9 protein-coding genes and 1 pseudogene are annotated in these 14,443 nt (G+C 43.2%); 6 read left to right on the top strand and 4 right to left on the bottom strand.

Annotated features, from left to right (window positions below; translation table 11 throughout):
- Window positions 1-71: 71 nt before the first annotated feature.
- Window positions 72-1,577, bottom strand: coding sequence for a type I restriction-modification system subunit M (locus RLO19_RS30450; RefSeq protein WP_446361444.1), 1,506 nt, complete (start codon window positions 1,575-1,577; stop codon window positions 72-74).
- A 601-nt stretch (window positions 1,578-2,178) separates the two neighbouring features.
- Entirely contained in the window at window positions 2,179-4,620 is a 2,442-nt protein-coding gene (locus RLO19_RS30445; RefSeq protein ID WP_446361442.1) for a WD40 repeat domain-containing protein, read from the bottom strand.
- Between the two features lie 567 nt (window positions 4,621-5,187).
- Between RLO19_RS30445 and RLO19_RS30440 the strand changes: the two genes are divergently transcribed.
- Window positions 5,188-6,006, top strand: a complete 819-nt coding sequence (locus RLO19_RS30440; RefSeq protein WP_446361440.1) for a hypothetical protein — start codon at window positions 5,188-5,190, stop codon at window positions 6,004-6,006.
- Window positions 6,007-6,132: 126 nt separating this feature from the next.
- Here RLO19_RS30440 and RLO19_RS30435 read toward each other — a convergent pair.
- Together RLO19_RS30435 and mnmH are read right to left on the bottom strand one after the other, a co-directional pair.
- Window positions 6,133-6,801, bottom strand: a pseudogene (locus tag RLO19_RS30435) (Rpn family recombination-promoting nuclease/putative transposase); the annotation flags it as partial.
- Window positions 6,802-6,877: 76 nt separating this feature from the next.
- On the bottom strand, window positions 6,878-7,924 hold the full coding sequence (gene mnmH, locus RLO19_RS30430) for a tRNA 2-selenouridine(34) synthase MnmH (protein WP_446361438.1): 1,047 nt from the start codon (window positions 7,922-7,924) through the stop codon (window positions 6,878-6,880).
- Between the two features lie 201 nt (window positions 7,925-8,125).
- Between mnmH and RLO19_RS30425 the strand changes: the two genes are divergently transcribed.
- From RLO19_RS30425 to RLO19_RS30405, 5 genes are all read left to right on the top strand, one after another.
- Entirely contained in the window at window positions 8,126-9,769 is a 1,644-nt protein-coding gene (locus RLO19_RS30425) for an adenylate/guanylate cyclase domain-containing protein (protein ID WP_446361436.1), read from the top strand.
- A gap of 371 nt (window positions 9,770-10,140) precedes the next feature.
- Entirely contained in the window at window positions 10,141-10,314 is a 174-nt protein-coding gene (locus RLO19_RS30420; RefSeq protein WP_446361434.1) for a hypothetical protein, read from the top strand.
- Between the two features lie 108 nt (window positions 10,315-10,422).
- Window positions 10,423-11,385, top strand: coding sequence for a tetratricopeptide repeat protein (locus tag RLO19_RS30415; RefSeq protein ID WP_446361432.1), 963 nt, complete (start codon window positions 10,423-10,425; stop codon window positions 11,383-11,385).
- 329 nt (window positions 11,386-11,714) lie between these two features.
- Window positions 11,715-12,797, top strand: a complete 1,083-nt coding sequence (locus RLO19_RS30410) for a mechanosensitive ion channel family protein (protein ID WP_446361430.1) — start codon at window positions 11,715-11,717, stop codon at window positions 12,795-12,797.
- A gap of 187 nt (window positions 12,798-12,984) precedes the next feature.
- Window positions 12,985-14,097 carry a mechanosensitive ion channel family protein gene (locus RLO19_RS30405; RefSeq protein ID WP_446361428.1) on the top strand — a complete coding sequence of 371 codons (1,113 nt, stop codon included), beginning with the start codon at window positions 12,985-12,987 and terminating at the stop codon, window positions 14,095-14,097.
- Window positions 14,098-14,443: the final 346 nt, after the last annotated feature.

The raw sequence follows: 14,443 nt of genomic DNA, 5'->3' as shown, positions 1-14,443 counted from the left end.
AAAAAAGGGGTTCTAGATATTAAGTGATATTCTAGTTGACTTCGGGTAGGACATAATTGTGTAAGACCTAATTAGAGGTGACTCGAAAGGGCGATGATTAGCTCAAGAATCTCCCGCGTTTTAACCGGGAGAGTGTCAAAGTTATACTCTTCCTGTGCCAGCCGTTCGGTCGTCACCACCGCCCCATAATTTGGCACTCCCGCAAACTCCGGATTGGTAATAAACTCTCGATACGTCGAAACAATCTTTTCAATATGTTCCGGGCGCAAAAAATTCTGAGCGCGACCCGCATAATATTCAGCATCGGCATTAATAAATAATACCTTCCCCTGACTTGCTTCTGGCTTCGCCCCCGCCGGACGCATCACCAAAATACAGGCTGGGATACCCGTCCCATAAAATAAGTTTGGCGGTAGTCCAATAATTGCCTCTAAATGGTCATTCTCAATAAACTTCTGCCGAATCTTCTTCTCCTCACCCCCGCGAAACAGTACCCCATGACGCATCACCGTCGCCATAATCCCATCAGCTTTTAGCGCCGACAGCATGTGCTGGGCGAACATTAAATCAGCCTTTTTCCCAGTCGTCGGACACCAACCATACTTAAACCGTTCCTTCAACTCCATCGGATTATCCTTATCAACCCGACTATAGTTCTGAGAAAACGGCGGATTACTCAAAACCCGGTCAAAATGCTTTAGTTGTCCCCCATCCTTAATCGGCACCATCAGCGTGTCATCGTTGTAAATTTTGCCGTTGGCAATGCCATGCAGCAGCAAATTCATCTTACAAATCGCCCAGACACCGCCATTATTATCCTGCCCGTAAAGCTGAAGATTGCGGGAATTTCCCCCATGTTCCTCGATATACTGCTTCGACAGAATCAACATACCCCCGGAACCCACACAGGGGTCATACACCAACATCCCCGCTTGAGGGTCTACAATTCTGACCATCAACTTCACCACCGCACGCGGCGTATAAAATTCCCCCCCCTTCTTCCCCGCCGAGTCCGCAAATTGATAAATCAAATACTCATACGCCGCCCCCAACAAGTCCGGAAACTCCAAATCCTCATTCCGCAGAGGCTGTTTATCGAAGTGGTCAATTAACTGCCGCAATTGCAAATCCGACAGGGTACTCTTCCCCCCCACCTGGCGATTAAAATCAATATGCTCGAAAATACTGCCAAACTGAGTTTTCAACACCTCCGGATTCTCATCCGCTAACCCAGCCAGGGCGATATTCAGCTTATTGCCAATCTGTTGGTGAAAGGTATCGCGAATCGTTAACCAGCGAGATTGAGGCGGGACAAATAGCGTAAAGGCATCGGTTTCTGTCGCCGTGTAGCGTTCTTTTTTTTCGGCTTTTTCCCTCGCCGCCTCCTGATTCAGCCCCTTATCCACAAACCCCTTAACAATCTGCTGATAGCGCACCTCAAACACATCCGCCGCCCGTTTCAGGAACAGCATCCCAAAAATAAACTCCTTGTACTCCGAAGCATCCATCTTGCCCCGCAGGATATCCGCCGCCGAAAACAGGTGTCGTTCTAGCTTAGGTAGAGTCAGTTTGCCCATTGATTTTGAATGCGTGCAATTGCCCCAACTTAAAGTTTAAACGCTAACCTGGGCAATATCGGTGAAACAATTAACTCTCCCAGTCGATATTGCTGTTGAACTACGTTAACCTCTGAGTATATTGACAACTTGTTATACCAAATTCAGGTTAACTACCCATTTTTCCCTACCGCAGCTTAGGGGTGATTAATTCGGTAGGGACACGATACTATCGTGTCCTGATCTAACGTATTTGATAAATTAGATTCGGCTTGTAGTAAGGGAAACTCAGCCCTAGCGGTGAGAGATAACTTAATCAGGGCGGGTTTTGTTGTTCATTTATTTCTGAATAGCTGAATTTAATCCCTAAACCCGCCCCTACAATTTGGCTAAATTTTTCCCTACAATTGAGGATAAATCCTTTGGAACAATCTACTTTCGCGAAGCTATTTATTCAGCAGTTGATCGAAAGCCTCAACGGTTGGTCTCCCCCTTTTTAAGGGGGACGGAAGGGGGATCAAAAAGGGGGGCTAGGGGGGATCTCTTATTAAGTAAGGGTTTCAGCCTTAAGTTGACACGGATGAACACTGCCGTGCGCCTACAGACGCGCCATGGCGCGTCTCTACAAGGGACGCCACAGTTTAATCGTCTGATCCTCACTCCCACTGGCTAGGAGTCCATCAGCACCAATGGCAAGGGCGTATACTGGGGCGGTATGATCCTCTAGGGTTTGCATGAGTTCTCCCCGATGCAGATGCCAAACCTTAATTGTCTTGTCCTCACTCCCACTGATCAGATATTCACCATCTGGACTCAGCGCGATCGCATACACCGCTCCTGTATGATCTGTTAGTGTAGCCAAAAGTTTCCCGGTTTCAAAATCCCATAACTTAATCGTCTTATCCTCACTTCCACTAACAATCGTTTGCCCATCTGGACTAATCGCCACCGCCCTCACACTGGCTTTATGTCCACTTAGCGTCCGCAATAGTTCTCCTGTCGCCAATTTCCAAATTTTAACCGTTTTATCCCCACTTCCACTAACTAAAGTTTGACCATCTGGACTAATCACCAGGGAATACACCCATTCTTTATGCCCAAATAAGGTGCGGAAGGGTTCACCAGTGTTTAAGTTCCATAATTTGATTTTGTGCGAACCACTAGCAATGGTTTGATTATCCGGACTAATCGCTAGGGAATGAATCTGCTTGCGATGTCCAGAAAGCGTCCACAGCAGTTTGCCATGGTGTAGATTCCAGATTTTGATATAACTGCGATTTTTCGACTGATCGCTACTGGTTAAAATCTGCCCATCGAGGCTAAGGGTAAGTGTCAAAACCCCACCTGAATGCCCATTTAATTGCTGAATGGGTGTCGAATTCAGGCTGATAATATCCCAAATCTTAATTGTACTATCACCCCCACAACTTAACAGGGTGCGTCCATTGGGATGAATAGCGATCGCGCTTACTTTGCCACTGAGTCCCGTGAACGTAGAGGCTAAGATCAAATTAGCACAGGTCTGCGGCTGTTGAGGGGATGCGATCGCCTCTAATAATTCCTGAACTTGATTTGCCCCCTGTTCATCTCCCACGGCGGCTAAACAGGATTGCAGCATCTGGCAATAGTTTTGATCCTGTTGTGTTAATACCAATCCCATCGCCTCAAATGCCTGCAAGCCTTCTAGATGCGGCTGTTTCCGTTGTTGCAACCACGCTTTCACAGAGGACTTAATCTGTGTCGTTGCCCAGGATTTATCGGGTAAACAGCTTAAACTCTGTGCTAGTTTTAAACTTAGTTCCGGTTCCCAGTAGGGGCGTTCCCTGACGAGGGACTGTAACACCTCTTGGTAAATTGAAAGGGTGGTTTGCATCACCACTTGAACTAAATCGGGATCAGAAACTTCCGCAATCAATGGTGGTAATAATTCTGGCAACAGCGGCGATACATCCGAGTGAACCAAATGATGAATATCTGACACCCAGCCAGCAACTAAACAGTGACAGGTACTTAAAAACTGGCAGAAGTTGTCCCAGTCGCCACGGTTCACTTTATAGGGGAAAATCAATTCACGCGGATCAATTCCAGCTTGTTGCAATTCCTCGGCTTCTTCCAGGTAAGCTAAATTAATCGCATTGTCACCCCCTTTGGCATTAATATCCTCAATACTCTTTCCCAATGCCAATAGTTTATCTCGTGTGGTTTTCCATTTCAGCGCCCGGACTTTTGCTGATTCATAGATAAAATCCCGATAGGATAGCTTACATAAGGTTGAATAGCAATAACTGTCCTGTCCTAAACCCCAATAGGCGAGGCGAAAAATCATAAAATCGCCATCAATTTCCGACTCTAGAATTAAGGTTGGCTCAGATTTCAACAGACTAAAAAGCGCCTTAATACTCGATTCACTATGAAACCGCTTACTCTCCCACGCCCCCCCTAAAAATTCAGTGGGTCTCACTTGAGAGTGTAAGGGATAATGTTGACTTAAGAATTCTCGCAGTCGTTGCGCCAAACCCAGTTCAATATCTGGTACTTGTGAGTTCATCTCGCCAAAACGTTCAAACTGAACCTGGGGAGGGGCAATAAAAATTCGCAGGGGAATCGGGCGATTGGGGCGATGAGGTTCTAGCAGTTGGGAGGGAAAGAGGCGTAGGGGCCAATGATCGAGGATTTTATGGACTTCCGGTAACTCGAGGGTGGTTTCCCGTTGATAGGCGGCGAGTTTGAGTAGGGTTTCGCGATGTTCGGCGACGAGTTGTTGCTGAAGGGCTTTCTGTTGCTGGAAGCGCTGCTTTTCTAGGTGATCCGTTTCGTCCAAGGTTTGCGCGAAAGCTTGGATCACATCTGGCAGTTTGTTAGCAAAATGTTGCCCCATTGCCATCAGTTTTTCCCCTTGAGGGGGTTCATCGACCGCCTGATAGGGTAAGATAAGAGGCTTGGGTTCAGATGTTGGTTTCTCGTTTAAGGGTATACCATTGAATTGATTGGTCGTTTTCAGATAGACTAGGGTCTTAAAAACAGGGATAGCCCATTGCAGAAGTAATTTTAACCACGGCTCCATAACAGTTATATCCAGAGGCAGCATTGAACTGAATATTCAGGACTTACGCTTGTTTTACCGTTGAACCACCATCTGTGGGGACTCTTAATGAACATTTTTCTCAACTTTAGCTTGAAACTAATGAGAGTATAGCGTTTATGACTTCTTTCTCATCCCCTAACCCCTTCTCTCCCCTTGCAACAGAAGCTCCCGCATTCCTCTGTCCTCCAACGGGAACCACTGTCGCTGTGGATGAGTAGCTGGATGGTGAGTGACAAGCTTCTACCAGAACGTCCCTATCACTGTGAACCCCTTGGGCTATGAACCCTTTGCACAAAAAACAACCCCCCAAGCCCGATGACTGGATCTAGCCATATTGTTTAAGCTATATTAAGCATTTCTCCCCAACCCAGACATCATAAGACTTGTGGATTGTTAAGAAAGATGTGACTAATGCATAGCTTTGAAAGGGGGGAAATATTGGGGGGTAAAATAAGGGCGGGTTTAGTTACGCTAAGGGTTGTCTTCAAAACGTGATCAGTAAAACCCGCCCCTACACCCCAATAACTCCGCCCCCACTCCTTTGATATGAGCCAACCAGAATTCGCCAACCATGTCTTTCCGAGTTCCTATTCCTTAGTCCCATTTAACTATTTTCCGAAAAAATGTTGGCAATTGGGTTTAGGTTTCCTATGGATATTTGTACCCAGTTGGGGTGACTCCTATTGCCAAACGTTAGACACAATTCCAACCCCAATTCCGGAAATAAACCTGACGGCTCAATCTGAAGCCTCATCAAACTCAGCCGCCCAGGAATTGGAGTTAAATCCAGAGATTATTGAGAATAGTCCCGTATTACAACGCTGGTTACAAGACGTACCCAATATTTTAGAGGAAATACGCCATGACCCCAGTTTTCGCACCCGCTTCCGGTTCGGCTATTCCCAGTTTCCCTCAACCGGACAAGCGGGGGGATTGAATATCGGTGTGGAAGATATATTTATCAATCGTAGCGGTTTCACCGTCAGTGGGGATTATCACACCTCATTTAATCGCGATCGCGAAGCTTATGGTGTAGACTTGCGGTACTATTTGCGTCCTTTGGGAAATTATCTGAATGTCGCTCCCCTGGTGGGTTATCGCTATCTGGAGTCAAATAATTATACCACAGACGGTGTAAATCTTGGTGTGAAATTGCAGTTAGTTTTATCTCGCACAGGTGCGGCTGATATATCTTTAACCCAAAGTTTTGTATCCCCAGGGAGTGATGATGAAGTCGGTTTAACCACCTTGTCGGTTGGGTATGCGGTTACCCCAGACTTGCGCTTATCCACCGATATTCAGAAGCAAAACTCGACAGAAGAAAAAGATAGTCGAGTCGGGATTATACTGGAGTGGATGCCTTAATTTTGCAGCGTTAATATAACCATGTTGTAGAGACGTTGCATGCAACGTCTCTACCAAATGATACCAAAACCGGGTTAGCTACCCCTTTATAATCTAGTCCGCGCAGGCGGACTTTGTTTGTGTAGCAGCGATTTCAATCGCCTCCTCTTGCTTTAAGCTGACTGTCATATTGGCTTGGTTAGCCAGGTTTAAGGCAGATTTTATTTCCGATACTTCTCCTAAACTCTCAGGGATATCCTCCAACATCGCAGCTTCTCGCAGAAAATAAATCCACTTATCTGTCAAACTGTTTAACTCTGAGAGAGTTTTCTTAAATTTAGGTAATTCGACAAAGATTAGCTGTAATTCCTGATTGAGAATTTCAAATTTTTTCTCTCTCTCCTGAAACACAAATTTATTAATGACATCCTCTGTTTGTTCAAAGAGAATAAAATCTGTAATAGTAACTGCCATGGCTGGATTAAGCCGGGGGTAATCTTCTCCTTTGACTAGCTGATTGGCATAAGCTTTTGCCAAGTTATAAGCCACCCTTTTGTTGAAAGCAGCCATTGATGCGACTTGCATTTCTATTACCACAATAGAGCCATCAGCTAAAACTGCTTTAACATCTAAATAGGTGTCTTTTAAGCTGAGTGTCTGACCGGGATTGTAGGGGTTGACGATGGTTAAGTCTTTAATGACTTGTTCTCCCTCATAAACAATAGCATTCAGAAAGCTGATTAATATCTCTTTGCTTTGTTCTGAACCAAATATTTTCTTGAAAGCATAATCTACTTTTGGGCTGATAAATCTCATACTTTACTCCTTTATTTATCAATATTTATTTAATATATTTTATGCTGTCCCTGACATACTTCCATACCTGCCCTCATTACTCAACCGACTCAAGCAACGCTGCTACAGTAGTATCCGATACCTGATCAATCTCTATAATACGTGAGGCGTCTTGGTACAGATGCCCAATGGAACGACGGTAGGCTGGGTCATAGTGGTGACTGAGCAATTCTCCAACTAATGTATGCCATTGTTCGGTATCAATTAAACGATACCAGTGCTGAATTTTTTGCCCACCGTAGCGCGATTTCAAATAGACTAGCTTGCGTTTCAATACGTCAGGATGGGTGATGAAGTGGGGATATTCTTGCAGCAGCCGTTCGATTCTAAGCGTTTGAGGGAGTTGAATTTCAATACAGTTCGCCTGCTTTATTTGTTGCCAAAGGGAGGGGGGCAAATAACGCTGTCCAATTTTATTACTTTCGGCTTCAACCCAAATCGGCTGACTGGGGTCAAAGCGTTGTAATTCCAACAGCAGTAAGGATTCAAAATATTTTTGCGCCGGTTGAGGTGTCGGTTGATTTTGCCACTGTTGACCCAATAGGGAACCCCGATGATTTGCCAAGCCTTCTAAATCAAAGACTTGGACGCCGCGTTGAGCTAACTGGTGTAAGATATAGGTTTTTCCGCTACCCGTCAAACCGGATAACACCTGAAACGTCAACTGGGGCGGTAACGTTTCGAGTTGTTGGCGCACATAAGTGCGGTAGGTTTTATAGCCGCCCTCGATAACGGTAACTCGCCAGCCAATTTGGTTTAAGACGCCAGCCAGACTATGAGAACGTTGACCGCCACGCCAGCAGTACACCAGAGGATGATAGTTTTTTTCTTTAGAGGCAAAGTGAGACTCAAGATGTTGAGCTATGTTGCGAGCAACGAGGGCGGCGCCAAGTTTTCGGGCTGGGAAAGGGGAGACTTGTTTGTAAAGGGTTCCAACTTTCGCCCGTTGTTCATCATTGAGGACGGGTAGGTTGATGGCGTTTGGCAGATGATCCTCAGCAAACTCACTGGGACTGCGAACATCAATAATTTCAGTATAGGTTTCTCTCCAAGGTGCTTGAGTGTATGTGAGCGATCGCGCCATGCTGATTTATCTAGAGTTGTGGGTCAACAGCCCCACGCACAAGGCGACGGGGTTTTCTCGGCGATTTTCATAAAGTCCCGATTGCCAATCTTTTCTAGTGTATCTGAAGCCTCAGGCGGGAAATTGACAGCAAGGGACTGGGAGCCAATCCCCAGCATTCGCTATCGTGAATGAAAATGATCATAAGGGTGAGGGTGGGGCGTGTCCTACTTAATTTACGATCCCGATACTCCTAATAAAAAAGTTTATCAATTGAAGCTTGGTGTCAATACCATCGGGCGTGAGGACGATAATACTATCGTTATACTCCATGGGTATCTCTCCCGTCACCATGCCGAAATTATCCTTACCCCCGACAGTGCTACACTCAAGGATCTACAAAGTCTCAATGGCACGTTTGTTAACGAGTGTAAAATTGAGGAATGCCAACTGAAGGATGGAGACTTAATTCGCTTTGGTAGTGTGTTTTTCAAATTTGTGAAAACCATTCCCCCCCCTCGACAAAAATCATTCAATGACGATACCTCGAATTTTTCGATTCTCAGACAAGTCGCACCTGAGCAAACTCGGATCACGATGCGAGATTTACTGCAACCGGATCAAGCTGAACACTCGGTTCTAAAACTACGAAACCAAGATGTCCAGCAGCGAGCGGTTAGTAAATTACAAATTTTGCTAGAGGTGAGCAAACAACTTTCCTCTCCCGAAAAACCCGACCGACTGATGCAAAAAATTCTGGATCTGTTATTTGAGATCATGCAGGTTGATCGGGCAACTATTTTGATGGTTGATGAAAAAACTGGTCAACTTGAACAGAAAGCGGTTAAATTGCAATTCGAGAGTCCAGAAAATACTCAGTTTTACAGTAAATATATTACTAATTTTGTTCGCACTCAAGGCAATGCTATTTTAACGGATGATGCCCGAATTGATACCTTGTTTAATGATTCGGTTTCGATTCTCAAACAAGGGATTCACGCGGCGATGTGTGTTCCTCTCAAACCGCGAGATACCGTCATCGGCGTTTTGTATGTGGATAATTTATCCATGACGGATATCTATTCTGATGAAGATTTGGAGTTCTTAACCTGTCTGGCAAATCAAGCCGCGATCGCGATCGAAAATTCCCGCCTTTATACCAAGATGCAGGCGGAGGCGGTGATGCGGGATAAACTGGAACGGTTCTTTCCGCGAACGGTGAGTCGTAAGCTGCGGGAGGAAGGCAATTTAGAAATCGTTGATACGGAAGTTACGGCTTTGTTTGCTGATATTAGTAACTTTACTAAAATGTCGTCTCAAATGGAACCCCGGCAAATTATTGAAATGCTCAATGAGTATTTTCAGGTGATGGTTGAGGAGATTGTTTTCCCTTATGAAGGAACATTAGAAAAATATATTGGTGATGCATTGCTAGCCGTTTGGGGCGCTCCCTATCGCAAACCCAATGATGTAGATTTAGCTGTAAGAGCCGCTATTGATATGCAATGGGCAGTTCGCCGTTTAAATCAAGTGTGGGTTCAACGCAAAAGACGACCCATTCAAATTCATATCGGGTTAAATACAGGGAAAGTTGCGGCGGGAAATATCGGTTCAGCTAAACTGATTCAGTATGCTACGATTGGTGATACCACTAATGTGACAAGTCGTATTTGTAATTTAGCAAAACCTAATGAAATTTTAATCGCTCAAAGTACCTTAGATCAACTCAATGATCGAACAATTCCTGTGGAAAAAATGCCGCCGATGCGGGTAAAAGGAAAATCTCAACCCTTAGACCTGTATCGGGTTCTGTGGTATAAAATTCCTCTAGAAAATGGAATTAAAATTAATCCCAATCCTCCGTAATCTTGCGCTATATCCGACTCCATCTAGGGATAGCAATGCAATTAGTACGATTAATTTTTTATCCTAAAGCTGCTGAGACTAACTTCCATAAGTTTTCGGCAAGATGTTGGTGAATATACTTTATCAATGGATAATTAATAATTGATAATTGACAATTGATTAATTGGGTCTAAGACCTCTTCGTTTACGAAAAAATTAAAAAAGATTTTCCTTGATTTCAATCCTCTTCTTTTAATGAGAGGTCATTATCCATTGTTCATTATCCATTGTCAATTTGTGAACTGTATCTTAGGAATTTGATCTTTCAATGTTAAGTTGCTATAGTAGGAACATAGCAAATGTTCAAAATTTGAAGAATAAGGCTTTAGACTATGAATGCACAAAATCCCAATGGTTCAGGCTATATTGTTCCCCTTAAATCCCTAAGCTTTGATGCTTTTGGACGTGATCCTGCCACAGATATTGTTTGTGTGACTCCAGTCTGCACTATCGTTCGACGCGAAGAAGAAATCGTGCTGATTCGTAAAGTGAGAAAAGTTGCTTAAAGTTGTATTTCAGAATAAAGGGAGCTAAATAATAAGTTGAAAATTATTGTCAAAATCCTCAAGATCGGCGGGATAATTATAGTTTTCATAGTAAGCGGTTTTGGGCTAATGATTATTTTAGGATTGATTTTACCTGCTGTTTTAGAATACAAGAGAAATCTTGCTTTTAATTATAATCAAGAAGGGGAAAGTTTTTATCAAAAAAGGCAGTACGATAAAGCGATTGAATTTTACAGTAAAGCTATTGAAATTTATCCCAATTTAGCCCTGTCTTATTACAATCGCGGAAATTGCTTTTTTGCTCTAAAAGATTATCAAGAAGTCCTGCAAAATTATGATGATGCACTGAAACTTAATCCTGGCTACACGCAAGTTTATAATAATCGAGGTAATACTTACTATCTCTTAGAGAGTTATGAGGAAGCGATTGCCGATTATACTCAAGCGATTCAACTGGATACTAACTATGAGCGGGCTTACTATAATCGAGGCAATGCCCACTATAAGTTAAGCCAGTATCAACAAGCTCTGGAGGATTTTAAGCGGGCAATTGAAATTAATCCTGACTATGCCGAAAGTTATAACAATCTAGGAAATACCTATATCGCCTTAAATCAATATAAGAAAGCCATTGAAAGCTACGACAAAGCAATTGAGATAAATCCTAGCTATGCTCAAGCCTATAATAATCGAGGTAATGGATATTACTATTTAAATGATTTTGTTAAAGCGATTGGCAGTTATGCTAAAGCCATTGCTGTGGATAATCAAAATTATGAAGCCTATAATAATAGAGGCAATGCCTACTATGCGCTGCAAAAGTATAAAGAGGCGATCAAGAATTATGACCAAGTATTGACAATTTGCCCTAACCATATTGAAGCGTATTATAATCGGGGGCTGGCTCAGACTAAACTGAGGCAAAAAAAAGAAGCGATCGCGGATTTGCAACAAGCGGTTCAATTAGCGCAGCAGCAGGGAAATCAGCATTTGCTCGATGTGATTAAAGACGCGATTGGAAAACTCCAAATGAATCAAGAGATTCCCAATGTTTTACCCAGTCAAAGCTAAACAGGGTTGAATCTACTTTTAGGCTGTCGTCTAACACCCGATACCTTAACCTATATCTTAGACACCGGTGGATTAGTTTTTCCACCCTTGACATTTGTTCCCTACGATGCTTATCGCAATTGTCTTTATAACTCGTTTTGAGTTTTCAATAGAGGCAAAACCCCTTGCACCAATTAAATCAGCGACCCGTGTTATGGTGGTTATCGCCGTAGGGGTTTGGTAACCAAACAGTAGGGGTTTGGTAACCAAACAGTAGGGGTTTGGTAACCAAACCCATACTCCGCGCCATAATAGTCTAACACGGCTAATTGCTGAAATTGGAGACTAGAATGCTGGATGCCTTACCAGGACTCCTGGATTTCGATACCCTGAAAACATTAATTTTACTCGGACTTGCCGGGATTTTCGCGATCGCGGGCGGTTCCTTTGCCTTTCGCTGGCTGGGTTCAGCCTTTGAGGGGTTCAAGGATCTCTATCCCAAGGTGATTCAACCCGAAAAAGAATTACTCGGTCTAACCCTGAGTCTAACCTTAACCGATATTATTTTTCTCGCCTATGCCAAACGGGAGTTTATCAAGTTGATTGAACTCCCCATCAGTCTCGCCTTAGCGATTACCGCGACTTTGTTAGGCTCTCGGTTATTCAAGCGATTTTTTGATGCCTATCTTTTAAATGCCACCCTGCAAAGTGGACGAAAGGTGAATAGTGAACTCCTACTCCTTTCCAAACTGATTGTCAATTTACTGGTCATTGTCATCATTATCATTATATTTGCTCAAACCCATCAAATCAATATTTTGGGCTTGTTGGCAAGTTTGGGAATTGGCGGCTTTGCTGTGGCTTTTGCGGCACAAAAAACCCTGGAACAATTACTCGGTGGTATTGTGATTTATATCGACCGTCCCTTTGTCGTCGATGATTATATTGGTCTACCCGATGGCACCTTTGGCAGAGTCGAATCCATTGGACTGCGGTCTACCAAAATCCGTACCTCTGGTAAAGGAACATTAATGGTGATTCCCAATAGTTCTCTGACTCAGGTCAGTATCGAAAACTTCACGGGCGCTAAAAAGGTGATTTCGATTATCTCATTAATTTTCTATCGTCCGATACCAGACCAAGAAAAATCGCTGATCCGCCAAGTTATCTTAGAAAGCACAATTGATATCTTTGGGATTGACTCTCGCAGTACAGACGTCACATTTAAAGATATCATCCAAGATGGATCTCCGGCAATGACTCAAGCCCAAATTAACTTTTTTATCTTGGGTTCCGGTGAGTTTTCTATGGAATTGCGGCGTCAACTCCTCGATATTGCTAAACAAAATATCGCCAAGCAACTTAAAGAATATGGGATTTCCTTTGATATTGAAGAACAAACCATTAATGTGGATTCACCCATTACAATCTAGTACCGTAACCTGGGAAGTCAAAAGCTTGCCCTCAAAGGTCGTGCCGGGTCAAAAGTTATACTGTAGGGGCAGGTGCGGGCTACTCAGGGGAACTTGTAAGTGAGCATTTAGCTCCTGTAGTAAAATACAGACGTGACCTGTCGTGTCTGTATAGGAATTCCGACTTCCCAAATAGCAGTACTAGCCGATGAATTTAACTGATATAACCAACAGAATTAGTGATGTTTCTCAATTTATTTACTCCTTAAATTTGCCTAACTATGTTCTTTTCTTAATATTTGCTCTCCTTTCTATTTTGGCGGGTCGATATACTCCGATTCTGGTTAGCTGGATTATCCACCGATTTTCAATTAAGCAGGGAAAGGAAATTTATGATAATTTGATTGACCCACTCCAAAAAGCTTTCAAATTTGCTGGCACCTTAATCCTACTCTCATTCTCACTGGCTTGGCTGGGAGAGTATCCAGGGTTGTATAACTTCATGCTTCCATTTATGGATTTAGCCGTAACCGTGAGTGTGGCTTGGTTAGCCTCTCGCTTATTTCGCCAGTTTGTGCGAGTGTATGGGATAGGATTAGTGCGGAAACTCGGACGAGAAGTTGATGAATTGCTTCTTGTGTTTGAGACTCTAGCTAATGTAATTATTGGGTTTATTGCTGTGGTCGCATTTGCTCAAAGCCAGGAAGTCAATTTAGTCGGCTTACTCGCTAGTTTTGGGATTGGCGGTATTGCGATCGCGTTTGCGGCACAAAAGACATTGGAACAGCTTTTGGGTACAATTGTCCTTTATTTAGACCGTCCGTTTATTCCGGGAGAATATATTCGTTTACCTAATGAGGTGTTTGGTCGCGTTGAATCGATTGGCTTGCGGTCTACAAAAATTCGCACGGCGGCTAAAAGCACACTTTTGATTGTTCCTAACTCAACGATGGCAAATTGGGAAATCGAAAATGTCACCCGAGGGAAGAAAGTGATGGTGTTACTCTATTTGGATTTTGCTCAACTTTTGGAAGAACGAGAAAAAGCTTTAGTTCAGCAAATTATTACCGAAAGTACGAACGCTTTATTCGGTATCGATCCGGGAAGTACAAATATTACTTTAATTCCCTCGTTGGAAGAAAAAACTACCCGGGCTAGAGTAACGTTTTTTATTCTGGGATCAAGTGAAAATTCAATTCAATTACGTAAGCGCCTATTGGAACTTGCTAACGAAAAAATTTCCAAACAATTATTGGCTTATGGAATTAATTTTAAGATGAATGAACCGACGATTTATGTAGATTCGCCAATTACCATCTGACCTGAATTATGATAAATTATGTATGAAGAAATAAAATTACCGAAAAGCGATGGTGAAAGCCCCCGTCTTTTCAAGCGGGGGATGAAACCCCTTCTTTAACATAAGACATAAGACATAAGACATAAGACCAATCAGTGAGGACGATGGAACTCGATCGCGATCGCGAGTGTCAGTTAGGATGAGTGTAGACTCCCTATTCCCCTTGCTTTGACACTCTCCCGGTTAAAACGCGGGAGATTCTTGAGCTAATCATCGCCCTTTCGAGTCACCTCTAATTAGGTCTTACACAATTATGTCCTACCCGAAGTCAACTAGAATATCACTTAATATCTAGAACCCCTTTTTT

It is taken from the genome of Coleofasciculus sp. G2-EDA-02 (genome assembly GCF_040226375.1).
Taxonomy (GTDB): domain Bacteria; phylum Cyanobacteriota; class Cyanobacteriia; order Cyanobacteriales; family Coleofasciculaceae; genus Coleofasciculus.
Note: the sequence above shows the minus strand (reverse complement) of the source record. Positions and strands in the feature narration are given on the sequence as shown.